This is a genomic window from Thermocoleostomius sinensis A174 (genome assembly GCF_026802175.1).
Taxonomy (GTDB): Bacteria; Cyanobacteriota; Cyanobacteriia; order Elainellales; family Elainellaceae; genus Thermocoleostomius; species Thermocoleostomius sinensis.
On record NZ_CP113797.1, the window covers coordinates 3,577,289 to 3,602,981 of the forward strand.

A 25,693-nucleotide genomic window follows, 5' to 3' on the forward strand; every position below is an offset into this window, starting at 1 on the left:
GAGCTAGCTAACGGCTCAAATCAGCGGCGGCAGGCACGCTCGAACTCAACACTAGTAGCTCTCGACCGTCCGCTGCATTTGAATTATGGGGGGACAGGACTGAAGCAGAGGGTGTAAGCTCAGCCTCAGGACTGGGAGACAGGGTGGGAGACGACCATGCATCGCGTGACACTTGATGTCTACTAACATATCGACTCGCCCCACCCTGTGCTTCTCTCGATAACGAATCCTCAGAGGACGGTGCGACTACACCTGCCATAATCTTTTCGCCTGAGCAGAAGCAGTCCCAGTTGCATCACCAACTGTAGTTCGAGAATAACATCATGAATCAGAACGTGTACGCTGCCTACATCGGGATTGATTGGTCTGACCGCAAACACGACATTTATCTTTACGATTGCACCACAGGTGAAATAGAAGAGTCTGTCATTGGCGCACAACCGGATGCCATTGCTGCTTGGGTCAAGGGATTACGAAAGCGATACGGCAATGCTTTGTTGGCAGTGTGCTTAGAGCAGAAGCGCGGTCCACTGATTTATGCGCTCTGCCAGTACGAAAACTTGGTGCTTTATCCGATCAACCCACGCACCGTTTCCAACTACCGCAAAGCCTTTCAGCCGTCTCGTGCCAAGTCAGACCCAATTGATGCCCGCATCCTGGTCGAACTGCTGCAAAAGCACCAGGACAAACTTCCAGCCTGGCAGCCGGAAAGTGCTCAGATGCGAGCATTAAGGCAGTGGGTTGAATCCAGACGGATGTTGGTCGGTGAGAAGGTCCGTCTGAGCAATCGCAGGATTGCTGCGCTGAAGAATTACTATCCTCAAGTGTTGGATTGGTTTGAGGACAAGGATACTCAGGTATTTTGCGCTTTTGTTGAACGTTACCCCACGCTCAAGGACGCTCAAGCGGCGCCCCCAGAGGAATTAACTCAGTTTTTCCGCTCTCATCAAGTGATTCGTCGTAGTGCCATCACTCGTCGGATTGCACAAATTGCCGCCTCTGGCATTTCCTTAACCGAAGACCCAGGCATTGTCGAACCGATGCAATGGCTCGTGCAAACCTTGATCGGTCAGTTAAAGCCGTTACTCCTACGCTTAACGGAACTGACGCTCAAGATCGATCGTTGTTTCACGGCACTTCCCGATGCAGGTTGGTTTGCAGCCCTTCCTGGTGCTGGAGAACATCTGGCTCCCCGATTACTTGCAGCCTTTGGGGAAGAGCGATCGCGTTTTGACAGTGCCCAGCAGATGATGTGTTACTTTGGCATTGCCCCTGTTAGAGAGAGTAGTGGCAAGAAGAATTGGGTGCATTGGCGATGGAGTTGTCCGATCTTCTTGCGACAGACGTTTGTAGAGTGGGTCAATCAAAGCCGACATCATTGTGCTTGGGCACAAGCCTATTATCGAATGCAGCGAGCCAAGGGCAATTCTCATCCAGCAGCGATGCGGTCGTTAGCGTTCAAGTGGATACGGATTCTGTTTGGTTGTTGGAAGAATCGAGAGCCATATGATGAGGCGAAGTATGTTGCAGCATTACAGCGTAAGGGTTCGCCAATTGTAAAGTTGCTGGGGGCAATTTGAGAAGGAAATTCAGTTTTTATTGGAGATAAAGTAGGAAAGATTAAAGAGATAGAAAATGCAACAAAAATAGGAACGAATGGTTGATTCTGAAGCATACTATTATGCACATTTTCAGAGCCAACCTACAATCGTTTGTCTAAGTTTCAAAAGCCGAGAAGCCAACTGAAAAAGACTCAAAAACTTACTTGACCCCATCCTCCTCAGAGGCTATGTTAGACCGCGATTTTGAATTCTTCAACTGTGTCCGCTGTCTAGAAAACTCTGTGACTTCCTGATACGACCGGAATCGCTTTGCTTCTCTTACATCGGTAGGGCTGTTATAAGTATAAATTCCAAGTTCTGATTTCAACGATAGTTCCAACTGCGCCATCTTTTGAATGAACAAATGTCTAGTTTCTGAATCGTTAAAATACACTTGAATATCCTGATTCGATCTCCTCATTAAATTGAAAACTTCTTCACGAAAATGGTATAGCAACTTCCCAGTGTCTGATCCAAACAAAATAGAGTGCCTGCTATCCCATTCCTGCAATTTTTTTAAGAAGCCTACTATTCGTTCTTGAGTAACCTCCTCGTACTGAATTACTTTCTTAAATTCGCTCAAGTATTGGTATAAATCTGGATAGTGTTCAAGCCTCTTCTCAAATAGCCTCAAGCTAAAATCTTGATGAATTTCTGCGCGAAGCTTTTCTACCTCGATGTTAGCTTGCCTCCGGCTTGTAAAAAACGAGATCAGCACTGAAACGATAACTCCTATTAATGCTATAGATGCAGCAATGACCTCTTTACCCATGTTTTAGCTCCAATTAAGCTGAAATACTTATCCTCTTGTTCTACTAGTTCGGCATACTCAACCGAAAGCTCCGATGTATTTCTTTGCTTATACAAGCTCCATCTTAAATTAGAGCATTTTCACTGTGATTGCCTAGTCAGTAATTTATCGCAAGGCTGAACACTTTACCGATATTTCCTAACAATGCTTCGCCCAAAGACTAGCGGTCTAACGACAAAGCTCACCAGCGGCAGACAACTTTTGAGTCCCAGTCAAGATCTCTGCTCCGTCCGTTGCAGCGCAGTGTTGGGCTGCTTTCGGCACAAACTCAGAGGGGTTAGGAGCTTATCAAAACTTTAAATGCCAGTTTCAACGCTGAAAAGCTTGTGAGCTAGAATGAACAGCCAATCCTAATATCAATCTGACTTCCAAGCCGTTTTATGAGACAATATAGTACAAGTGGACTGAATCGAGATTGATAAGGTGCTAAACAGGCAAAAAGCTCTACTGATGATACTTCAGCAAGTTGGAGGTACAGCCTCTAGCGTGCAAATGATGAAGTGGGCTTTTTTGTTGTCTTGTGAAACTCCATCTCATGGAGGCAAGACATTTTATCAATTTATTCCATATCGATACGGTCCCTACTCTTTTACTCTCAATCAGGAAACTGATTCACTCATTCGCAATGGTTTTTTAGAAAAAGGGACTGACAATCGTTGGAAACTTACCCCTTTAGGAAAAGGTCTCGATTTAAAGTTGCCTAGTGATGTTAGTAAAGATATTTGTCAAATTATTGCAACCTACGGAAAGTTGTCTGGACAGAAGTTAATAAATTTAGTTTATGATAAATACTCTTGGTTCACAATCAATAGTGAACTTTCCGGTAGAAGAAAAGAACAACGTCCAGTCGCAAAGAAATATATTTATACTGCTGGCTATGAAGGGAAAACTGTTGATGAGTTTCTGAATCTCCTTATGGAGTCTGGTATATCTCGGTTAATTGATGTGCGATACAATCCTATCTCGCGTCGGTATGGTTTCCATAAGAGTACTCTATCTCGTTTATGTAGTTCCCTTAATATAGACTATCAACACTTTCCTGGCTTAGGAATACCGGGTTCAGAACGTGAATGCATAGGTTCCGAGAATCAATATATAACGTTGTTTGAGAATTACCGTTTGAACCTTTCTTCCCATGAAAAGGATCTAGCTAATGTAATTGGCTTTTTGCAATCGGAACCCAGCGTCTTAGTTTGTATGGAAGCTAATCCAAATTGCTGTCATCGCAATGTTTTAGCTCAACATTTAGCAACTTTAATTGATATGCCAATTAAACACTTGGGATATTCAACATGAGTAACCAAGCAATCAGAACCAAGGTTCTTATAACTGTAATGACCTACCCACATCCATCTAGGGGCTATCAAGAACTTGTTTGTACGGCTGGTGTGACTGAGCAGGGTGAATGGGTACGACTTTATCCAGTAGACTACCGTTACCGACCTAGAAATCAACAATTTCGTAAATATCAGTGGATAGAAGTTGATCTATTCCCGCATGGAGCCGGTAATGATCGGAGGAAAGAAAGCAGGAAACCGATTTTAGATACGCTTCGCGTTTTAGGAGAACCGCTCTCCACGAAAAATGGATGGCGAGAGCGTCGTCAAATTATTGATCAAATTCCAATTTACACGGTAAAGCAGCTACGAGAACTACATGAGTCTGAGCATGTATCACTCGGCATTGTGCAGCCTACAAGAGTAATTGATTTAAAGATTGAACCCTCTGACCCTGAATGGAAACCAGAATGGCAAGCTTTATTTGACCAATTGACCCTTTTTGGGCCTGTTCAAAAGCCTCTTCGGAAAATACCATACAAGTTCACCTATGTTTTTGAATGTGCTGACAGCCACAGACCTCACAATGCCATGATTGAGGACTGGGAGCTAGGAGTGCTTTGGCTGAATGAAGTGGCTCGTTTGGGCGATGAAGAGCAAGCAGCTTTGAGCGTTCGCCGCAAGTTCCTAGACGAGCTATGTAACGAGAGCAAAGATACTCGTTTCTTTATGGGTACAGTATTTCCGTACAATACATGGGTTGTACTTGGTGTTTTTTGGCCGCCTAAACCAAAAAACTCGCAACCAGAAGTAGTACAAGGAACTTTATTTTGAGGTATCGAAAAAACGGATCTGCTCCAAACTTTCAACGCCGCACCAGTATTCTCAAAGTATTGTCTCAACTGAGATCTGAAGCAGCCCAAAGAATCTATGTAAGTCGTGGGAAAGTAGAAGAAACCACTAAACCACCTTCCCACACCCGGAGGATAGCATGAAGATTCTGGCAATTGACGTGGGTAAATACAATTCCGTTGCCTGCCTATTCGATACCACCACTAACCGGAGTGAGTTCGAGACGATCGCCACCCAACGGTGGGCATTCGAGCAGCTTCTGAATCAAACCAAGCCTGACCAAATGGTAATCGAGACCAGTTCAATTACAGGCTGGGTACATGACTATTGCCGAAGCTTGGGGTATCAGGTTTTAGTTGCCAATCCCAATCCCGAAGCGTGGCAATGGAAAAACGTCAAACGCAAAACCGATAAAGATGATGCCCTCAAACTGGCGAAACTGACCGCCCTTGAGCAAATATCAGTCGTTCACATTCCGGTAGCAGAACGTCGTCAGCATCGCTTAGGCGTAAAGTACCGTAAGACTCTAGTCAATCGCATCAATCGCATTCAGAACCATATTCGCGCTTTATTTGACCATCAGGGCATCAGCATTCCCAGTGGACATCAAGCCTGGACTGCCGCAGGCATTGAAACCTTGAGCCAATACCGTAAACCTCTGGCAGAGTGTCAACTAGAGGAATTCTGGCGAGGTGAACTTGATCTGGAGTTACAGAGCCTGGAGTCCCTCTGGCAACAATTGCAACAAGTAGATGAGCAGCTTGAAAAAGTGGCTCAGCAAGATGAACAGGTTCAACTGCTGCAAACTATTCCAGGGGTAGGACGTAGAACCGCTGAGGTGATTGTTGCAGCATTAGATAATCCCCACCGCTTCAAAAATGCCCGTCAGGTATCTGCCGATGCAGGACTGGTTCCAGACCAAAGGCAATCAGGACAAACCAATCGACTGGGCAGAATTACCGGTCGAGGTTCTCGCATTCTCCGCAGTGCATTAGTTGAGGTGGCATGGGTGATGTTACGTTACAACCCGTGGGCAGAGAGTGTTTATCAACGAATTTGTGGGGGACAGAAAACGCGCAAGAAAATTGCCATTATTGCAGTGGCACGTAAACTGTTAGTGCGGTGCTGGGCGATGTTGAGGCACAAACAGCCCTGGCAGGATAGCACTACTTCATTCAGTGCCTCGATATCATCTAGCTGAGCCTTGAGTGGCTTGATCTTGAACCTGGGAGCTAACACGAAACACTGTTGATCTAATGAATGAGACAAGCTCCATGATGAGATGAAATGAATCAGTGAGTTGACTTGAAATGCGGTCAGATAAGTTTGTCTTGCTTGATCTTGAAGCTGGGAACTAACACGAAACACTGTTGATCTAACGAATAAGACAAGCAACTTTGTAGAGATAATTGAGACAATGCTCAGGTTGCCATTTTAGCAATAGAAAGCTACCTGCATTGACACCTCGGATAGTCGTTTAGAACTCAATCCGTCGCATTTTTAGAAGGCTTCCATAAAAGCTAACCCTCCCTCATCCAGTGGCTTGGATGATTGATATCGTTCGGCTAAATTACCGAATTATCTCACGTACAAATACCCAAACCCGCTTGACACTCCCCACGGCTTCATAGTCGTTCCCAATCACCCGCCGCAGATAACCTCTCGCTTTCCTCGACTACTGTCGTTCGGTCGGTGTGCAGCGGGATTGTTAGCCAGTGTGGTTCGGCGATCGCCCCCACCCAAATCTCTCGAAACCTCTCACTCTTGGCCATCGCTATCCTTGTACTCAACCTTTCACTCTCGTCGAAAAATGTTTCGGGACTTTTAATGTTTGCGGAAAATTGAGATGAACTCAGCCTTTCGGATGGAGCGATCGCACACCTACCGACAGTGTTGAGACTGCGGTTCGGAAAGCCAAGACTCTTCGGCGATCGCCCCCCAACACCTTTCGGGACGCTCAACGCTCACCCATAACGTTGATCAACTTAACCTCTGACTGACCTTGTTAATGCGGTGGGACGTATCACTTTGGACGTTGATTTTGATACACCGGATGCTGAAATTTGGGGGCGATCGCACTCCCACCAACATCGCTCAAACCACTCAAGCTTCAGCCTCGACTCGACTCAAAAACCTGGTTGCGAAAGCGGGCTAACGTTCCGGCTGAGCGGCTGCAAGTAACCTTTGCAACACCACCAAGATCTTACAACAGTCCGCTCCAGACGGATTGTTAGACAGCGCCACCTGCCGACCTGGAGTAAACAATCTGAACTACTTGGACTACAATACGACAAAACAGAATTGCCTTTATTACTGCCTTCAAGCCCTGTAATACTTGCTGCTAAACCCTACAGATAGCGGTGCCCCCTCATACTGGCGAGATACACCAATCTTTAATCTTCTCTTATGGTCATAGTAGGTGTGAAAGTGTGTCTGCTTATGGGCTAGTTCCAACTCGGCTGGGTTAATACTAAGTACTCCTAAAATTGCCGCAGAATCAAACGGGCGGCTCTGACTCCAAGGTGCAGTCTTTTTTAGTTCAATATCTACATAATTCACAAAATTTCCTTCTGCCTCTAACAGCATATGGGCTTGATCAGACTCAACGATGATATTGCCAACTTGATTGGGTTGACCACCAACGGTGCTTGCCGCATCTGCAATAGACATTCCCATATACTGAAAAGGACGATGAAAGGGTGTTCTCAGAACGTATAATCCGTAGTCAGTAGCCCTATCTATGGCATCTCCAAGTGTTAACGTTCCGAGATAATCGCCATTCCGAGGAGTAGCTGATGCATGTGAATTAACTATCGAGACTAATTGAGTGGGCAAATCATTTATATCTTGCTCGAAGCAATTCTGAACAGGAACTGGAATTGATACTGTGTTCTGCTCTTGCCAACTTTTATTGAGTGAACCGAGAAAGTCTTGAGGAAAAGACCAGTAAAATAAACCGTTTTTGCCATCAACAACAATTAGGAATGTTGGATTTGGTTGAAGGAGCCAGTAATTGAGAGTCGTGACTTTGATGGGAATTGTGATTGAATCACCTTCTACTTTGGCTTCTTCTTTCCCTTTACATTGAATATTAAACAATTTTCCAGTTGGGTGTTCTCCCCGCATGATTTCACAGATGAAGTCGATCCCGAAGTCTCTCTCTTGAGGGACAGGAATAACGTTGCAAAACTCGACAAAAACAGAACTGAGGAGATCAGCAGCACTCACCCCAATCTTTTGCGATTTAGAACGTTTGGGTAACTCGGTCATGACGGTACTACGGATTTTCTCAATCTTAACCCAACAGCTATTTAGAGAAGGAAATAGACATAAGCAGGAGGATTAATTTTAGCTGTCTAACTACTGTTTATGCTGACTCCCCTGCCTAAATTCCGCCTAACACCCTGTAGCAAGGTAGTTAACCAGAATCAAAGTTGCATATCACCTCCTCTGGGGGTAGTTATACCGAATACTATCCGCATAACTGCCCAAATCGGAATGTTATACAGAACTTTATCAGGCTATTTACTCAAATTCTGGGGTTATGCCGAATGGGATGGTGATAATTACCCTGATAGAGGTGTTTATCTGGATCTTGTTCTGCATAATACGCCCATTGAAGGGGATATGCCGATCGCTTCAGCAAATCTTCATGGTCAGTAGGCAGGCAAGAGATGTAGCATTTAGCACACAAGTGCTACTGTCATCTACCCGCCTCGCGATGGCATCCCGACCCAGAAAGCTGCTTGACCAAGTTTGCGATACGATTCGTCTGAAACATTATTCCTATCGAACCGAGCAAAGTTATGTTGGCTGGATTCGCAGGTACAGTCTCTTCCATATCTGCATGAAAGTGGGGTACAGAAAACGCTAAAGCAAGCGGTTCGTGTAGCGGGCATTGCGAAGCGAGTTGGGTGCCATACCTTTCGCCATAGTTTTGCCACCCACTTGCTGGAAGATGGCTACGACATCCGCACGGTACAAGAGTTGCTGGGGCACAAAGATGTGAAGACCACGATGATTTATACCCACGTGTTGAATCGAGGTGGCAGGGGTGTTTGCAGTCCCCTGGATGCGTGAAACTCGATCGCCCCCTCCTTGCCCTCATCAAAACTTTCTGACAAAAAATGGCTCGATACGCTTGTGCAGACCGATCGAGTTGGTTTATGCTATGGCGATGCTGGTTCTTTCGCAGGACGAGAGGAACGGCTGAACGGCTCAAGGTACTGGCGCTGATTAGGGAAGTTTGGCCGCAACCCTAACCAGCTAACCTAACTTCCTGTCGCAAGCAGGAGGCTAGGCTGTGTTGATTGTAGACCAGGTGTCTGCGATCGGCACACCTTGCTGATGCATGGTTGGGTGACCCCCATGCCTTGGGCCGTTCTTAACCCAATAGAAAACATCAGCAAGGAAACGAAGAGGAATACCACCATGACTGGAGAATGGAATAGTGAATTGCCCGTTCAGGAGACTGAGCGAGCACAGGTTTGGATTATCGGTAATCGTGAGCAGGTGACACATTTGATGAATGAGTTTTATGTCAAGCGGATTGCCACCGACCGGGTGCAGTTTACGCCGATCGTTCCGGCTCCGTTTGCCACAGGCAAGTACATGACGGTGTTGGTGCGGTAGGGGTTGGAAGATAGGGGGATGAGGGCGGTTCGGAAGGCAAGATTCAATGTTGCCAAGCTTGCAAAGCTAATATTTCTATCTATTCGGTTCGCTATATTCGATGCGCTAACCTCTTTGGCAAACTCACGCTTGGTAGGGAATCTGCACCGTAAACGTACTGCCCTTACCCACTTCACTGCTGACCGCAATCGTACCGCCATGCAACTCAACAACTTGTTTGACGATTGCTAATCCTAGTCCATTCCCCGGCGAAACGGGTAATGCATCGGCATTACTGGCTCGATAAAATCGATCGAAAATGCGATCGAGATCCTCGGCAGGAATGCCAATGCCTTCATCGCGTATCCGTATTAAGACATTCGTTGGAGCATGAACAAGTTCAAATAAAATCGTGCCTCCTTGAGGAGAATAACGCACAGCATTAGAAACTAAATGCGTCAGCATTTGCTCGAATAAAGCTTTGTCTATGAACACTTCACCATTGGCTTTGCCCCACATCACAAAGGAAATATGATAAGCAGGAACAGCAGGCAAAGGGTAGTGCTGAATAAAGATTTGGCAGAGGTGATTTAGATCGAGGCAGGTGGGGTTAAACGCAAGGGTATTCGCGTCTACATCGGACAGTAAAAGAGTGTCCCGCAGCAATTTGTGCAGTTGTTGAGCACTGTCTGCAATCATCTCCACATAGCGCCGATCGCTACTAGCTGATAAGCGCTCGGGTTTTAATAATCCAATCGCTGTTTGAATCATTGTGATAGGAGTCCGAAAATCCTGAGCGATCGTTGTGATTAATTGCGATTTAAGTTCGCTGAGGCGTTGTTCTTGAGTCAGTGCCTTCTGTAACTCTAATTGAAAATCGAGTAACTGTTTATTTTGCTGTTGAAGCTCAGCGGTACGCTCCTGAATTCTTGCTTCTAGTCCTTGATTCAGAATTTGCAAAGCAGATTCAGCCGCCGTGCGGTATTCAATTTCGTGTTGCAACTGCCGATTTCGGTGTTGCAATTCGTGTTGCAATCGACTAAGCTTAAGATGAGTTTCAATCCGTGCCAAAACTTCAACCACCTGAAAGGGTTTGGTGATGTAATCAATGCCGCCAATTTGAAAGGCTTGCACTTTATCCAGTTCTTCATCTAATGCACTTAGAAAAACAATGGGAATGTGCTGAGTACGATCGCTCATTTTTAGGCGTTCGCAAACTTTATAACCATTGGTTCCTGGCATCATGATGTCAAGTAAAATCAGGTCTGGTGGTTCTAAACGAGCCGCCTCTATTCCCAATTCGCCTGTAATCACTTTACGCACAGAGTATCCGGCTCTAGTCAATAGATCCGACAAGAAGCGCAAATTATCAGGAGTGTCATCAATGATGAGAATGTCACCGGGTGAATCTTTAGCGGGATCTGATGTAGCACTAGCATTCATAAGCTTTAGAACTGCGTGGAGGCTGAGTCAGTTGAATGAGATGGTCTAGTTGAAAGCTCTGCATCAGTTCGACGATCGCTTCCTTGAGATGGCTCTGAGATCCGGGAATGGCTTCTAAAAGCTGTAAAATCTCTCGCTCGTTGGCACGCCGCGCCGCATAGTTCAATTGCATTAACCAGTCTGTAGGCATTGACTGAAGGGCAGAAAGCAATAACGGATCGGTGGATTTGGCCAGGGTGACAAGTTGACTGCTGTAACCTTGACCGCCGTAACCGTTTTGCTGGTTTATTGCTGCTTTATCGTCATACAAATACTCTACGTGTAAATATTGAGCCATCTTCTCAAAAATAATGGCCTCTGAGCAAGGTTTGACAACAATATCATCACAGCCGACTGCCAAAATTCGGGGTTGTTCTTCCTCAAATACCGCGGCTGTAACCGCAATAATAATGGTTGGTAATACGGGTCGATCGAGCGAATATTGAGGCAACCCAGCCTCCGCTTGCTCGATTCGGTGTTCTAATTCCTCTGGTTCCCAAATTCCTAATGCTTGCTCTTGGCGACGAATTTGGCGTACTGCTTCAAACCCATCCATCACTGGCATTCGCATATCCATCCAGATTAAGTGAGGTGCGAATTGTTGCCATTGTTCGATCGCCTCTTGTCCATTACTCGCTTCTCGTACCTCGAATCCCACTAGTGACAACCACCGCACCAGCAGTTGGCGATTCGTGTCCGTATCATCCGCAACCAAGATTCGGTAGCGCGTTTGGGGATTGGCTAATCGAACGATCCGCCGCGAGGTATGTCCAACTTGAACGGTGTCCGCGGCCACTGGGCGCACCACAATATTGAACTGAAATGAAGTGCCTCGCCCTACTTCACTGGTCACTTGGATCTCGCCGCCCATTAGCTGCACAAAGCGACGGCTGATGGTCAACCCTAGGCCTGTTCCATACAGCGATTTGCGTCCTGATTCCGATTGCACAAAGGCATCAAACACAGTGGACAGTTCGGTCGCAGCAATGCCAACGCCTGTATCGGTCACGTCGAAGAGGAGATGAATGAGGGGAGTTGGGAGTTGGGAGTTGGGAGTTGGGGGGTGAAGCCGAACGCTGAGGGTAACGCTGCCCCGATCGGTAAATTTGAGGGCATTATCGAGGAGGTTAGTGATAATTTGCCGCAGCTTGCGTTCATCAGCGTAGATGAATTGTGGCACATCGATCGATCGCTGGCAGCTAAAGTACAGTCCTTTGGCATCGGCCCGCAACCGAAACATGCCTTCTAGGGTATCAAGCAGGGCATATAGATCGAAGCTGTGTTCTTCTAGGGTGGTGCGTCCTGCTTCAATCTTGGAAATAGACAGCACATCGTTGATTAGTTGCAGTAGGTACTCGCCATTGCGATTGATGATGGTGAGTTGCTCCTGTTGCAGGGGAGTGAGGTTGCGATCGCGGGTAATCAATTGAGTAAAGCCCAAAATAGCATTGAGGGGAGTGCGCAATTCGTGGCTCATGTTTGCTAGAAAGGCACTCTTGGTGCGGCTGGCGGTCTCTGCTACTTCTTTGGACGATCGCATTTCTTCTTCCACCCGTTTAAAGTCGGTAATGTCGGTCGAGGAACCGATCACCCCTTGCACCTGTCCTTCTGCATCTATGAACGGATTGATCACCGTTTTATACCAGCGAGTTTCGCCGTGTTGATTAGTCAGGGCTTCAGCCTGAATCACTTTGGGTTGCCGAGTTGCCATGACCTCGCGATTGCTGGCTAAAAATTGTGCCACTTGTGCTGTGTCAGGATTAAAGTCTCGATCGCGTTTTCCTAAAATCTCGTCGATTGATCTGCCATACATCTCTGCCCCGGCCCGGTTGACTACCAGATAGCGCCCGTCGCGGTCTTTGACGAAAATGCAGCTAGGGACAACGTCGATAATATTCCGTAAAAATTGCTGCTGTGCTCTCAGTTCAGCCTCGGCGTGTTTGCGTTCGGTGATGTCACGACCAACCGCATGATATTCCACCAATTGCTTGTGTTCATTAAAAATCGCCCGATCTGTCCATTGCTGCCAGCGTACCTCTCCGCTTGGTAAGATGACTCGATGTTCATAGGTGACAAAAGGATTCTCGATCGACAAGCTGGCAAAGTTGGTTTGAACAATAATCTGATCTGCCTCAGGAATTAAAGGCAGAAACGTTTGCCCAATCAGTTCTTCTGGCTGCTTGCCGAAATACTGACAATAGGTGCTGTTGACGAATGTGAGTGTGCCGTCGGGCAAAAATCGACAGACCAGTTCAGTTTGATCTTCCACCATCGCCCGATATTGGGCCTCACTTTGGCGCAAGGCGTCTTCGGTTCGTTTGCGATCGGTGATATCTTCGGCAAATCCCACAAATCGTAAAGGCTGCCCACTGGCATCCCGAATCAGAGTAACTTCATTGGAAATCCAGCGAATCGAGCCATCCGGCCGAATCATACGATATTGTCGCTTCACTGAGTGTCCTTGAAATTGCTGTTTGACCGAGGCTTCTACATAAGGGCGATCGTCGGGATGTACTGCCTCTAACCAAGAATCTGGATCTTGGTACAAACTCTCGCAACTGCGATTCCAAATGCGCTCATACGCTGGGCTGATATAAAGAAACTGTCCGGTTGTGGCCGATCGCGCAAAGAAAATTTGACTGACCGTCTGGGCAATTTCTCGTAGGCGTTCCTCACTGGCGCGCAGTGCTTTTTCGGCCAGGCGACGGGCCGTAACGTCGCGAATGATGAACATAACCGAGTTTTTGCCATACGGCACCACTCGTGCTTCTTCATATTGCTGGCGATCGCCAATCCAAACTTCTTGTTCGTAGGTTTGCACCGTTTGCGTAGAGAGAGCCGCGTGAATGGCTTGGAGTTTCTGTTCCACCATCTCAGGGGGCAATAGCTCACTCATGTGTTTCCCAATGGGGTTAACGGTATCCGGAACCAAACTCAAAAACGAGTTGTAGCGAATGGCATCTAGATAAATTCCATCACCACTGATGATTGTGATCAGGTCGGGAATGGCCGAAAGCACGGCTCGGTTGCGTGCTTCACTCTCCTGCAAGGCGCGGGTACGCTCGGCAACCTGGGCTTCTAAATCGCGGTTATAGTCCGACAGCATTTTTTCAGCCATCTTGCGATCGGTAATGTCTTGAAAGGTGTTGATCGAAGCGATGACATTCCCATAAGAGTCCAGCAGCGGCATCGAATGCACTTGCAACGGAATAATGTGTTGATTGCGACGAATTTCGATATCGTCAACCGTGACTTGTTCACCCCGCAAAGCACGAATGGGCGGCAATTGGTCGGCTGAATAGAATCGATCGCTGCCGCTGTAATAGAGATGATAGGTCTGCGGCATGGCTTCAATTGACGTGTCGGGAAACTCATCCGGAACATCCAACAACTGTCTGCCAGTTGTGTTGAGGTACACGATCGATCCATCCGATCGGTGCATTGAGACTCCAATCGGCAGCGTTTCCAGAATTTGTTTAATCCGATGTTCACTGTCTACTAACGCTTGGTTGAGAACGCGCAAACCGGCAAATGCACTTTTTAGTTGCAATACCATCTCATCGAACGATCGCGACAGTTCTCCTAGCTCATCTGGCCGATGACTGTTGATTGTGCTGTCAAAATCTCCTTGAGCAATTCGCTTAGCGGCCGCATTCAGCCGAGTGATGGGTCGAGTGATCCATTGGGCCAGATAGGCACTGAGAGCCATCGACAGCAGCAAGGTCATAGCACTGATGAACACGGCGTTCTCAGTATTTTGTGCAATGGTTCCTGTAAAGTCCGCTTCTGGCACGACCGTCACAATAGTCCAGTTCAATTGGTTATCATGGCGTAATGGCGTAACGTGCAAGAAATAGCGCTGTCGATCGAATGTAAAATGCGATGCTTGGGGCAACTCTAGCGAAGAAGATGGGATAGAGGAACTTGTTGGTTCAACTCCACGCCAACGCTCTCTGTGCTGACCTGCTGGTGGTTCTAAAAGCCATCGGGCCGCAGTTCGAGTCACCGGATCTTGACTATCAATTGCTCGCAGACGGTGGCGCTCTGGATCAAGCTGTTGCGCATCCCCCCAATTGATCTGGCGTAGAAATGGCACTTCTCCAGTTGAGGTGGCCACCAAAAACCCAGCTTGATCCACAATAAAGGCTTGTCCCGTTTGACCAATCTCTAGTTGTCCAAGGAAGTCGCCCATTTGAGTTAGGTAAAAGGCCGAACTGACAACTCCCTGAAATTGATTGCTGCGATCGTATACGGGCAGAAAATGCGCTACCTTCAAAATTGGCTGATTTCGCCCCTGCGCCGATGAAACTAGCAGCCGCCAAGTAGGGTGCTGACTGGCTTTGACGGCGGCATACCAGGACTTGCCAGGCGGATGGTTGTGGGGATCAAATTCGCTTTGGCTTTCTTGCAGTTGTTCGATACGCCCGTCGGTGCTTGCCGAATAATAGTTAAGTCGGTTGTTCGTTGTTTCATCAAATCGACGAATCACCAATCCGGTGGTGTTGAATTTGCCGATCGACAAAAATTTTCGTTGCTCGGTAGCGATGGTAATCGCGCTAGCATCTGGCAAAATTTGCAATTGCTTGACAAAGTGCTGCTCTAGTTGGCTGAGGTTTGTCCAATCGAGCGACCCGTCTTGAATCGCTGCCGCGTTGAGTTGATTAATTTGTTCAGGGGCTTTGAGGTAACCTTCAAGCGCTAAGCGAATGCGATCGCCTACTTCTTGGGTTAGCTCATTGGCCAACCCTTCAATCGTTGCTTGCGTTGTGCGATGGCAGAAATAGCAGACTAACGCTACCGTTCCCACTGTCTGTAGCATGAATGGGACGGCTAACATGAAGCGAAGAGGTACTTTAGGGGCCGAAAACCAGCGTTGAACCAGGGGCAGCTTCATTAGCTAGATCTATAAAATTTAGTTTTTATCTTGTTTTATCTTGAAATACTATATAGCGCTTATTGAGATCCTCCAATCCCAGGCTCAAAAAAAGGGCATGTTTGTGGCGATCGAAACTGGAGGGTTTTGCCCCTTCCTTCGAGATACAATCGCTGAAATCCCTGCGATATCTGCGTTTGTCGCCATGACTGCTAACAAAATCGGTGAAAAATTCTGAAAGTCTGAAATGAACTGTTTCACTTTCTACCTGGGTGTCAATCAGATTTTGACTGGCATTCATTCCCCTCCCCCCCCATAAATATGGGATAGAGCCGTTTGTCAATTCGTGAAGCGGAATCACCGTTGCCCATAGCGTGACGAGCAGACAGTCACTCAGTCGATCGTCGTAAAACCAGTCAGCGCTCGATTGGCCAAGTTCCAAAACAAAACTTGCTCGGTTCCCTGCTGTACCCATAGCTGCTGGCTGACGTTGACTTGACCAATCACCTCACACCACAGATCCCGGCGATGAAACCGCGATCGAACCGCTTCGACTTGCTCAGAACGAACACTTAGCAAAAAACCATAGCTGGGAAAGCAAAGCAGCCAAGTTTCCAGTGAACATTGACTCGGGCAGTCGATGACATCCAAATCGATCACGGCACCGCATCCAGACGTTTCTAGTAGCATCAACGCAGTGCCAAGAAGCCCTCCCATACTGATGTCTTTACCAGCGCTACATAACCCCGTTTCCGCTAATTGGGGCAAAATCTCTAGATCCCCTCGCAGTCGTTCTGGAGGCGCATCGATTGCCGCATTCCAAAAGGAATATCGAGGGTGTAGCGTCCCTCGTCGATCGATCACTGCCATCAAACTATCCCCCGGTTTGGCGTTGAAGCTGGTTAGCAATTGCTTGGCCCGACCTAAAATTGCCACCGATAGAGCATTGTAAGGGCTGTGACCGTTGGTATGTCCTCCAACAATTGGTACATTGTAGGCGCGGGCTGCTGCTTGCATTCCATCCAACAGCGATCGGCTCAAGTCAGTTGATTGGCTCCAAATTGTATCAACTACGGCGATTGGGCGGCCACCCATGGCGTAAATATCGCTGACATTGACCATGACAGCACACCATCCGGCAAACCATGGTTCTGATTCGACGAGAAACGGCATCATGCCCTCTGCGGCTAGTAGGAGGTAGCCGTCGTTGTCGGGAATGGTAGCACAGTCGTCACCAAGCGGGGGGGGTGAGACGGTGGGGCCTTGGGGCGATAGGGCGATGGGGGAGTTTAGGCATTGAGCCACCATCTGGATATCTTGCTTGTGCAAAATTCCTAGCGATCGTCTCAGTATGTCAGCCAGTTCCGTCAACACGTATGCTATTCACTCCAGCAATTTATCCTGCATTCTTTATTCTTCATCCTTCTTACGATGCTTCTTGAGATACCAGCGGTAAGGGCGGTCGGGGTTCGATGCCCGGTGGATAGTAGTCCAAATCAGCTTGCATCAGGTGATGTGGTCGATCGCAGACGGTAGTTTCTTGCAGCGATTGCCAGTGCAGCCGTTGAAAAAACCGGACGTTTTGCAGTTGCACAGTCGCCAAAAATTGTTGACAGCCCCAGGTGTTGGCAGTGGTGACAGCTTTATAAATCAGACCTTTGCCAATTTGCCAACCGCGTCGGTGGTCGGGATGGGTTCCCAATCTGCCGCCGTACCAAAGCCCTGGTTGCAATTCGTAAATTCGCACGACACCCACAATTTCATTGGTTTGTGGAAGTGTGGCAACAATCGGGTAAGCTGTGGCGTCTATATCATCCACATCACTGCCAGAAAACAAGGCTTGTTCTTCACAAAAAATTCGGTGTCGCAGTTGAAAGTAGGCCTCGACATCGGCCGCAGTTTGCGCCAGTTTAAAGCAATAACGATCGCTCATAGTCTCGTTGAAAAATTACTGCTCAAAGGTGGAAAGCGCAGAACAAGCGCCACACTTAGCACATCCGGCTTTAATGGCTTGCGATGTCATGCCCGATCGCCGCAAGACAGTACCGACTTGGTGATACAGATCAAACATAAACTCGCTACTAGGAGGCGCATGGTTTGCTAAGGGTGTCCCACCAATAGGAACAAACGGCACCACAAATGGGTAAACTCCCAGTTGCACCAATCGATCGCAGGTTGCAACTAATGTGTTTAAATCATCCCCTAACCCCGCTAAAAGATAGGTGCTAACTTGTCCCCAACCAAATACCTTGACGGCGGCGGCGAATGCCTGAAAGTAATATGCGATCGGCACTTCGGCTTTGCCAGGCATGATGCGTTGTCGCACTTCAGGAGTGACGGCTTCCAAGTGCATTCCCAAACTATCGACTCCAGCTTGCTGCATCCGATTGAACCAGGCAAAATCATCAGGTGGTTCACACTGCGCTTGAATCGGCAGATTGACGCGCTGCTTGATGGCTTTGGCACATTCAGTCAAATAGGCGGCCCCTCGATCGCTGGTATTGGGGGTGCCCGTCGTCATAATCATGTGCGTAACTCCATCTAGCCGTACGGCAGCTTCGGCCACTTCGGCCAACTGCGCTGGAGTTTTGCGGGCAATGGTGCGATCGGCCGCTAAAGATTGCTCGATTGCACAAAATTGGCACGCCGTGGCAGCATCTCGGTAGCGCCTACAGGTTTGCAGTACCGTTGTGGCCAGCACATCCCGACTGTGCAACAGAGCAATCTTCCAATAGGGAATGCCATCGGCAGTGGTAAGGCTGTAGAACTGCGGCTGATGTGGAAATTCGATCGCTGTCAGCGCCTGCTCTTGGTGATATAAAACTCCCGCTGTAGCCCCATGGGGTGCCTGTACTGTGTAGGGGGACTGACTAGCCGCTCCTGTATAAATAGGAACCATGACAGTCGTTCCATCGATCGTCACTGCCTTGTGATCCGATGGGCCCGCGCCTCCTCGTCGTCCAGCCGCGCCAACCTCTTCAACCAGTCTTAATCCACAGGACTGAAGTTCGGTAATCAATTGTTGCTTATTCATCGATTCTGAGGAAGTGAGTGTGGAACAGTCAGAGAAGCTTATGCCGAGGTGAGTACAGGTCTAGGTCTCAACTTGTCTAGGTTTCAACTTTGATGGTTTGGGCATCAGATCAGCCTGTGAGGACGTTTAAAGCTATTGAATATCTGGCAACAGCTTCTATGGATTATTCATTCAACCATTCAAGTAATAGTTCCAACGATGCCTCTAATTAATGTCTCTACTTAATTCTATTGTTCGATTGTTAGATAGGGAGAGGGCGTTTCCAGTGCATCATCTGTATTTGTACTCAATGTGGTGCTAGACAATCGATCGGAAGCAATAGGCAACGAATGCTGCATCACAGACCATGCTTGCGCATTCAGCTTTAGTTGCAGTAAATCTGGTCGTGAATAATGCCCCACACAATCCATCATGCGTTTCCGCTTTATAATCAAAGAGAAATCCAGATCGGCAACGACCAAGCCTTCTCCGTCGGTGATGGGGGTTCCCAGCAATGTTCCTTCCGGGCTGACGATCGCCGTATAGCAACCTCCACTTAGCACCCGCTGCAACTTTTCATCGGGCGTAATTTGCTGCACTTGTTCTGGCGATAGCCAACCCGTTGAGTTCACCACAAAGCAGCCAGACTCCAACGCATGATGGCGAATGGTCACTTCCATCTGCTCGGTGAAGATTGACCCCACCATAGAGCCAGGGAACTGGGCACAGTGTATTTGTTCATGCTGTGCCATTAAGGCAAACCGTGCCAAAGGATTGTAATGTTCCCAACAGGCTAATGCTCCCACCTTGCCAACAACCGTCTCTAAAACCGTAAGTCCGGCTCCGTCCCCTTGTCCCCAGACCATACGCTCATGATAAGTGGGCGTGATTTTGCGCCGCTTCAGCAACAGCGTTCCGTCAGCATCAAAAATCAACTGGGTGTTATATAGAGAACCCCGATCGCGCTCATTCACTCCCAACACTATCACCATGTTATGGGAGCGGGCAGCGCGGCTGATGGCATTTGTAACCGGACTAGGGACCTCTACCGCTTCCTCATACAACCGTATGTGCTCCTTGCCCATCAAAACTGGGGGTTGCACAAAGGAAAAATAGGGATAGTAGGGAATCAAGGTTTCTGGAAAAACAAGTAGCTGTACCCCTTGCTGGGCCGCATCGGCGATCGTTTGTAATACCTTCTCGGTAGTACCATCTCGGCTAAACAGCACCGGACTAATTTGGGCGGCGGCGGCGCGAACAATTCGTGCATTTTCCATCGGGTATTTCTCCGCTGCAAAAAGCTGAACAGATGGCAGGTAATGAGTGATAGGTGAGTAGATGAGTAGGTGGTGGGTGGTGAGTAATAAATCACAGAGAACAAACTGTATCTCTTTCCCATTCCCGACTCCCTATTCCCTATCCCCCATTACCGCCCTTAGCAAAATTCCGATCGACTCACAACTCAGTAGTCGTTAAAGAGTCCACGTATCGAGAATAAAGGCTCCATCTTTGCGATGCATTAGGATTAGATCTAGAACATCCAAGGGATTAATTGGACGAATGCCTGGAATCAACGAGGGTTCGCCATGACCATACAAAGCTTGCAGCGCAAATCGGCACGCATAGACTTTACCGCCCTCAGACATGAATTTGCTGAGTTGATTATTGAAGTTTTGATGACCGGGGAAGGCTTCGTCTCCAATCTTTGGAAAGCCGCGCTGCACACCCAGCGTTACACCGGGGCCATACAGCAAAACAGAGGTTTCAAAGCCTTTACGCTGAAGCCGCAGAGCTTGCAGCATGTTGACCAGACCGATCGAACCTTCAAACGCAACGGTGTGGAAGGTGACTAGTGCTTTTTCGCCCGGATCAGCTTTCACATCAGGAAAAACTTTTTCTTCATAGTCCACAAAGAAGTCGCCCATCTGATGAGCAGGAACTGTAACTTCTGGCATGGTTTTCTCCTTAAGTAGAGGGTAGTGCTGCGCCGCCTATGCATCATACCTTGGCGGTGTTAACTCAGCCAAAACTTCAACCAAAACAGTGAAGGTCTAACGACTTGAATTAGGCTTGTTGAATTAGGCTTGCGGGCAGATGGAGAAGCAGGTATTAAATTTCAACTCCCGCGTTCACCATTCGTTAATGCAGATTATTTGTAGTATCAACAAGCGCTTGTGTATTTCGCTACAGAATCAACAGGTCTAACACTATAGACAGGCTGTATATCAAATCAACCTAGCCGCCCTGATGGCTACTTCCAAGCTCCTGTCTATTCCGACAGGCATTATAACGAATCTCCACTCTCTTAAGGTGAAGTGATTCCGTTTAACGCTTGTGACGGTGGAAGTCGGTTGTCTTTACTTTATCATTGGCTTCCAGTCACTCGAAGCAATATCCTAGCGCGACGAGTTGCGCGTGCAATTTTTCACGAATTGTAAAAAAAGCGATTTATATCCAGAGAGGTTGTAAATTGATGCTGGTCAGCCAACTTCTTTGAATGGGTATCACTTCCAAACTGAGATAAAAGAGTTAATGTAGGCAAACAGTTTGGGTTCTAACCAATACAACTCGATTTCAGAACAGACTAGTCAGAAAAGACTAGAATGAACGATGAGTGATTTTAGAATTTGCGTGCAACAGGTGAATGATTCGCTGTGGCGCTAGCTTGCAAATCTAAAACTTACAATCGCTTGCCCTTTCATGTAATCGCTTGAATGCTCTATCTTAAAGATCTGGTTTATCATCCGGCAGCCACACCAAGCGCGATTCTCAAGTCGATCAACTTGGAACTGGGATCTCAACAAATGGGAGTCGTGATAGGTCCAAGTGGCTCTGGCAAAAGCACGCTATTAGAAATTCTGGCAGGGCTGGCGAAGAAAACGAGCGGAACGATTCTGTGGCGAGAACAAGAGCTAACTCCCGATCATCTTCAGCAGTTGGCAGGGTTGGTGTTTCAATTTCCAGAGCGACATTTTTGTGGCAGTACTCTTTTAGAGGAATTGCGATTGGGACACCCAGAGTTAAGTAAAGATCGCATTGATCAAGCGCTAGAAGCAGTGGGCTTATCTCATTTATCTCTTCATACCTCTCCTCGTGCCCTCAGTGGCGGGCAACAGCGACGCTTGGCATTAGCCGTGCAACTGATTCGCCAACCCTACCTGCTATTGCTAGACGAACCGACAGCCGGCCTGGATTGGTCAATGCGACGGCAGTTGATTCATGTTTTGGCCAAGCTGAAAGCCGAGTGGAGTTTACTAGTTGTGTCGCATGAACCAGGTGAACTAGTCTCAATTGCCGATCGCTGCTGGACTTTGAACCACGGAGAACTACAACCTGTTGACCCAACAACACTTGTTACAAAGCAAGCCGTTATTCAAAGTTGAAGGCATAGCAGAGTACCTCGCTGGAGCAGTCAACAGAGACTGCTTAGGATGGTGTATTGGTGGCGATTCAATTATGCCGCAGCTTACCACGTACAGTTTTATCTTTTAGTCAACACCCAACTAGTAGACAGGTTTCCAGTTTCTAAGTTAAAGTGGTAGTGAGTTTGCTTTAGCAGGCAATGTCTGGTAAGCCGATCGACGCAAATCTTTAGATTGGTATTGATTAGTAAGGATCATGTCATTCCTAATTGGCTATGAATCGGTGCTCTGTATGCAAAATGCAGTTGCGAAATCGATAACATAGAGGATATGAAAAGTAGTTTATATTACAGTTATTCGACGGGTTGAAGGTGGCAGAAATGCAAACGAGGGGTATAGGACGCAAACCCATCCAATCATTGGAGGATGCTTTAGAATATTGCCAAACGCTGGGGATGCGTTTAAGTAAGCAGCGACGATTCATTTTGGAATTGCTTTGGCAGGAAAAAGAGCATTTGTCGGCACGAGAAATTTACGATCGCCTCAATCAACAAGGCAAGGAGATTGGCCACACCTCGGTTTACCAAAACTTAGAGGCTTTGTCGGCTCAAGGTGTGATTGAATGTGTCGAACGATCGGATGGTCGCCTGTATGGTAATATCAGCGATCCCCACAGTCATGTAAATTGTTTAGACACCAATCAAATCATGGATGTTCATATTGAACTGCCCGAAGACATTATTCGGATGGTAGAAGAGCAAACGGGTGTGAAGATTACAAACTACTCGATCGACTTTTTTGGCTACCGTCAACCCCAAGGGGCTGCGGACAAGCTGTAGATTTGAACAACCACAATTCAACCCGTTAATGAAAGCTTCATCTGGTGTCAGGTGGAGCTTTTTGCTATCAGACATCGGTCGCATCGGTCGCATCGGTCGCATCCATTAGAATTCGGCACAGAGGCAGCATTGGAGCGCCTGAGCAACTCTCACACTTGATTTCTAGTTTCTAGCTCACTTTCTGGCTCTGATTCGATCCTCTGATTCGATCCAATTCGTCAGCCTCAACTTCAAGCTAGCTGTTTGTGCCACTTGCTCATGAGATTTAACTCAGATTTTTGATTCACGATCGAAATTTATCAGTAAGCTTATCTTGCGTTAATGCACGTAACAGTTGGACGCTAATGGTAGAGTCTGTGCCATACTTCTCTGCTAAATGTAGAGTTCAGCAAACGATAAGAGTGAATTAAGTGGGCTATGGGACAAAATCAGCTTAATCAGCCTGACGTTGACAAAAATCAAGTGGACAGAAATCAATTCGGATTGTCTGCCGCTAAACTGCGATCGCAGACTGGATCGCTGCCGATCACGCCTTTAAAATTACCGACATTTCCTCAGCCCACTCATTCAGAAGATAGCGTCCAACTTGATCGCACTAATGCATTGGACTCGTCGAATTCCACTGCCCCGCTAGCTCCGACCGAAACTCCCGGATTGCACCCGCCGTTGGTTGCAAATCTACCAAGCCCGCCGCCGCCACCATCTCAGCCCTTGTCTGCATCAAACGTGGGACAGGCAACTGAGGCTGCATTAGAGACTCAGGTCTTTGTCGAAACTGCTCCAGCCACCAATCCTTGTGAGCCGCCTCAGACTACTTCAGCCACCGATAAGTCAGTGAGTTGCTTGTCGAATCGGCTAGCATCGGCCCAGCAAACCGTTAGTACCACGACGCAAACCCTTTCTAAGTCTGCTGCTACGACTTACCAATCGCTGTTACCGTCGATCGAGCGATCAATTACATGGCTCAATCAGCGCAAAAAATCGCTGCAATGGCTTGTAATTTGGTTGGCAATTTTGGGATCATTTGGTGGCATTACTGGGTTGGCGTTTGTCTGGTTAACGAGTCCGCCTCCTTCGGCCGATTGCCGCAAAGTTACCACTGAATCCATGTCAACCCAACGTTTATACTGTGCTCAAGAAGTGGCGCGATCGGGCAAGTTGGCAGATTTGGCGGCTGGAATTGCGTTACTGGAAAATTGGTCGCCCCAGGCCCCCCTCTACAAGGATGCGCAGGCAGCTATTACTGAATGGTCGCGATTAATTCTGGTGATTGCTCAAAGTCAAACGGCTCAAGGCAAATTAAAGGAAGCCATTGATGCTGTGGGATACATTCCAGCCTCTAGTCCAGTCTATCTGGAAGCCCAAGAACTTGTGTCTGCTTGGCGACAGGAATGGCAGAAAGGCGAGTCTGTGGTAGCCGTGGCACAAGAGGCGATTCGGTCCCAAAACTGGAAATTGGCGTCTCAACAGGTGGGAGAACTTGGATATTTCGATCGGGAATATTGGCGGTTAGAGCGAGCAGACATGCTCTTCAAGCAGATTGTGCGTGAGAAACAAGCTAGGCAAAACCTAATCCAGGCTCAAAAGTTAGCAAAAGATCGACAGTTAGAGAAAATTTCAGAGGCGATCGGTCTGTTGCGCCAAGTGCCAGCTAATACCTATGCCTCTGCGGAAGCTCAGGCATTGCTGCAAGACTGGAGCCAAATGCTGATTTCAGCAGCGCTAGAGCAATGGCAAGCTGGCGATCGAGAGACTGCCTTGGCGCTGGCCTTTAAAATTCCCTTATCGCCGACGTTGCCTGCTGCTGGACTCGATCTGATTCGCCTCAGTCAAGCTAACCAACTGGTAGCAGCTAAGCTGCAACCTGACGCCACTCTACTGAACCTCAAGGAAATGTGGGCTTTGCTAGAGGCTGTATCAGCGGTGCGGCAAATTCAACCCAATAGCCCATTCTATGACGAGGCCCAAGCAGTACAACAAACCTGGCAAGCTCATTTACAGGATTTGACTCAATTGGGATTTGCAACTGTGATTGCGAATGCTGGCGATCGAGCCGCATTGGAATTGGCAGTATCTCAAGCTAGTCAAATTCAAGAAGATCGCCCACGTTATAGGCAGTCACAAGCTCTGATAGCGCAATGGCAACGCGATATTCAAGGGCTAGAAGATTTACCCTACTTGGCACTTGGGCAACGGTGGGCGGCGTCTGGTAAAATTGCAGGACTGCGTACAGCGATTGCCCAAGTTCGACAAATTCCCGACGATCGAGCGGCATGGCATCGGGCCCAAGAGCTGATTGCAACGTGGACAGCGCAAATTCAAACAATTGAGGATCAGCCAATCTGGAACCAAGCTCAAAAACTCGCCAAGCAAGGAAAGTGGAGTGACGCGATTGAAGTTGCCCATCGCATTCAACCCAATCGGGCCCTGTATGCTAGCGCTCAAGCAGAGATTGAGGAGTGGAAAGCCAAACTTCAGGCCGCCGAAATTGCTGCCGATCGTCCGATTCTCGATCGAGCCTATGCATTGGCAGCTAGCGAACGGTTGACGATGGCAATCGATTTAGCCTCTCAAATTGCCCCTGGTCGTGCGCTCTATTCCGAGGCCCAAGCGGCGATTGAAGCCTGGGTTGATCAACGGGATGCGATTTGGAAGGGTTGGGCAGATTCACCTCCCTCTGCCAGCGATGAATCAGAAACTAGCGAAATCGAAACGCCTGCTAGTGCTTCAGATGCCGAGTCTTTGGGAACCACCATTCCAGAAGTTGAAACTCCGACTGGCTCGCCAGTGGCAGGCTACTATGATGAGAGTGATGGAAGTAGCTCGCAGTAAGTCAGGCTAATTGTCTGACAACGTCTCTTTCTCCCAATCTGGGGGAAGGAGAGTCGAAGCGATTAAGGGGGTTTCGATATTCCTCTCCGACTCTGGTAGAGGGATGTCGGGTGACGGGAATCAAGTGGGGTCAGTCAATC

21 protein-coding genes are annotated in these 25,693 nt (G+C 47.8%); 10 read left to right on the forward strand and 11 right to left on the reverse strand.

Annotated features, from left to right (window positions below):
* Window positions 1-7: 7 nt before the first annotated feature.
* Window positions 8-259, reverse strand: coding sequence for a hypothetical protein (locus tag OXH18_RS15475; protein ID WP_268607999.1), 252 nt, complete (start codon window positions 257-259; stop codon window positions 8-10).
* 64 nt (window positions 260-323) lie between these two features.
* Between OXH18_RS15475 and OXH18_RS15480 the strand changes: the two genes are divergently transcribed.
* Window positions 324-1,580, forward strand: coding sequence for an IS110 family RNA-guided transposase (locus OXH18_RS15480; RefSeq protein WP_268608000.1), 1,257 nt, complete (start codon window positions 324-326; stop codon window positions 1,578-1,580).
* Window positions 1,581-1,761: 181 nt separating this feature from the next.
* Here the strand turns inward: OXH18_RS15480 and OXH18_RS15485 are convergent, their stop codons facing one another.
* Window positions 1,762-2,373 (reverse strand): hypothetical protein, encoded by a 612-nt coding sequence (locus OXH18_RS15485; RefSeq protein ID WP_268608001.1) that lies wholly within the window; start codon window positions 2,371-2,373, stop codon window positions 1,762-1,764.
* A 489-nt stretch (window positions 2,374-2,862) separates the two neighbouring features.
* Between OXH18_RS15485 and OXH18_RS15490 the strand changes: the two genes are divergently transcribed.
* From OXH18_RS15490 to OXH18_RS15500, 3 genes are all read left to right on the forward strand, one after another.
* Window positions 2,863-3,708 (forward strand): DUF488 domain-containing protein, encoded by an 846-nt coding sequence (locus OXH18_RS15490; protein ID WP_268608002.1) that lies wholly within the window; start codon window positions 2,863-2,865, stop codon window positions 3,706-3,708.
* Window positions 3,705-4,523: a hypothetical protein gene (locus tag OXH18_RS15495; RefSeq protein WP_268608003.1), complete on the forward strand. Its 819-nt coding sequence runs from the start codon at window positions 3,705-3,707 to the stop codon at window positions 4,521-4,523. The genes OXH18_RS15490 and OXH18_RS15495 overlap by 4 nt, the downstream gene beginning before the upstream one ends.
* A gap of 157 nt (window positions 4,524-4,680) precedes the next feature.
* On the forward strand, window positions 4,681-5,742 hold the full coding sequence (locus tag OXH18_RS15500; RefSeq protein WP_268608004.1) for an IS110 family RNA-guided transposase: 1,062 nt from the start codon (window positions 4,681-4,683) through the stop codon (window positions 5,740-5,742).
* 424 nt (window positions 5,743-6,166) lie between these two features.
* On the opposite strand, the gene OXH18_RS15505 is transcribed toward OXH18_RS15500, so the two are convergent.
* Together OXH18_RS15505 and OXH18_RS15510 are read right to left on the reverse strand one after the other, a co-directional pair.
* A complete protein-coding gene (locus OXH18_RS15505; protein WP_268608005.1) occupies window positions 6,167-6,313 on the reverse strand; it encodes a hypothetical protein in 147 nt (48 codons plus the stop codon).
* Window positions 6,314-6,860: 547 nt separating this feature from the next.
* Window positions 6,861-7,811 carry a DUF4365 domain-containing protein gene (locus OXH18_RS15510; RefSeq protein ID WP_268608006.1) on the reverse strand — a complete coding sequence of 317 codons (951 nt, stop codon included), beginning with the start codon at window positions 7,809-7,811 and terminating at the stop codon, window positions 6,861-6,863.
* A gap of 286 nt (window positions 7,812-8,097) precedes the next feature.
* On the opposite strand from OXH18_RS15510, the gene OXH18_RS25540 reads away from it, so the two are divergent.
* The 3 genes from OXH18_RS25540 (at window position 8,098) to OXH18_RS15520 (ending at window position 9,173) form a co-directional block, all read left to right on the forward strand.
* On the forward strand, window positions 8,098-8,415 hold the full coding sequence (locus OXH18_RS25540; RefSeq protein ID WP_390904332.1) for a phage integrase N-terminal SAM-like domain-containing protein: 318 nt from the start codon (window positions 8,098-8,100) through the stop codon (window positions 8,413-8,415).
* Window positions 8,298-8,621, forward strand: coding sequence for a tyrosine-type recombinase/integrase (locus tag OXH18_RS15515; RefSeq protein WP_268608007.1), 324 nt, complete (start codon window positions 8,298-8,300; stop codon window positions 8,619-8,621). Before OXH18_RS25540 ends, OXH18_RS15515 begins: the two co-directional genes overlap by 118 nt.
* Before the next feature lie 351 nt (window positions 8,622-8,972).
* Window positions 8,973-9,173 carry a hypothetical protein gene (locus tag OXH18_RS15520; RefSeq protein ID WP_268608008.1) on the forward strand — a complete coding sequence of 67 codons (201 nt, stop codon included), beginning with the start codon at window positions 8,973-8,975 and terminating at the stop codon, window positions 9,171-9,173.
* A gap of 123 nt (window positions 9,174-9,296) precedes the next feature.
* Here OXH18_RS15520 and OXH18_RS15525 read toward each other — a convergent pair whose 3' ends face one another.
* The 7 genes from OXH18_RS15525 to OXH18_RS15555 form a co-directional block, all read right to left on the reverse strand.
* Window positions 9,297-10,595 carry a hybrid sensor histidine kinase/response regulator gene (locus OXH18_RS15525; RefSeq protein ID WP_268608009.1) on the reverse strand — a complete coding sequence of 433 codons (1,299 nt, stop codon included), beginning with the start codon at window positions 10,593-10,595 and terminating at the stop codon, window positions 9,297-9,299.
* Window positions 10,585-15,453, reverse strand: coding sequence for a PAS domain S-box protein (locus OXH18_RS15530; protein ID WP_268608010.1), 4,869 nt, complete (start codon window positions 15,451-15,453; stop codon window positions 10,585-10,587). The genes OXH18_RS15525 and OXH18_RS15530 overlap by 11 nt, the downstream gene beginning before the upstream one ends.
* A 447-nt stretch (window positions 15,454-15,900) precedes the next feature.
* Window positions 15,901-16,881, reverse strand: a complete 981-nt coding sequence (locus tag OXH18_RS15535; protein WP_268608011.1) for a sll0787 family AIR synthase-like protein — start codon at window positions 16,879-16,881, stop codon at window positions 15,901-15,903.
* A 52-nt stretch (window positions 16,882-16,933) separates the two neighbouring features.
* Window positions 16,934-17,440, reverse strand: a complete 507-nt coding sequence (locus OXH18_RS15540; protein ID WP_268608012.1) for an MSMEG_0567/Sll0786 family nitrogen starvation N-acetyltransferase — start codon at window positions 17,438-17,440, stop codon at window positions 16,934-16,936.
* 15 nt (window positions 17,441-17,455) lie between these two features.
* Complete coding sequence (locus OXH18_RS15545) at window positions 17,456-18,541, reverse strand: MSMEG_0568 family radical SAM protein (RefSeq protein ID WP_268608013.1); 1,086 nt, start codon at window positions 18,539-18,541, stop codon at window positions 17,456-17,458.
* 227 nt (window positions 18,542-18,768) lie between these two features.
* The gene (locus tag OXH18_RS15550) at window positions 18,769-19,797 is read right to left on the reverse strand and encodes a Nit6803 family nitrilase (RefSeq protein ID WP_268608014.1); all 1,029 of its coding nucleotides are present in this window, start codon (window positions 19,795-19,797) and stop codon (window positions 18,769-18,771) included.
* A gap of 195 nt (window positions 19,798-19,992) precedes the next feature.
* A complete protein-coding gene (locus tag OXH18_RS15555) occupies window positions 19,993-20,475 on the reverse strand; it encodes an MSMEG_0572/Sll0783 family nitrogen starvation response protein (protein WP_268608015.1) in 483 nt (160 codons plus the stop codon).
* Between the two features lie 759 nt (window positions 20,476-21,234).
* Here OXH18_RS15555 and OXH18_RS15560 point away from each other — a divergent pair.
* From OXH18_RS15560 to OXH18_RS15570, 3 genes are all read left to right on the forward strand, one after another.
* Window positions 21,235-21,903 carry an ABC transporter ATP-binding protein gene (locus OXH18_RS15560; RefSeq protein WP_268608016.1) on the forward strand — a complete coding sequence of 223 codons (669 nt, stop codon included), beginning with the start codon at window positions 21,235-21,237 and terminating at the stop codon, window positions 21,901-21,903.
* Between the two features lie 359 nt (window positions 21,904-22,262).
* Window positions 22,263-22,721: a Fur family transcriptional regulator gene (locus tag OXH18_RS15565; RefSeq protein ID WP_268608017.1), complete on the forward strand. Its 459-nt coding sequence runs from the start codon at window positions 22,263-22,265 to the stop codon at window positions 22,719-22,721.
* Window positions 22,722-23,138: 417 nt separating this feature from the next.
* Window positions 23,139-25,553, forward strand: a complete 2,415-nt coding sequence (locus OXH18_RS15570; RefSeq protein WP_268608018.1) for a hypothetical protein — start codon at window positions 23,139-23,141, stop codon at window positions 25,551-25,553.
* Window positions 25,554-25,693 lie beyond the last annotated feature (140 nt).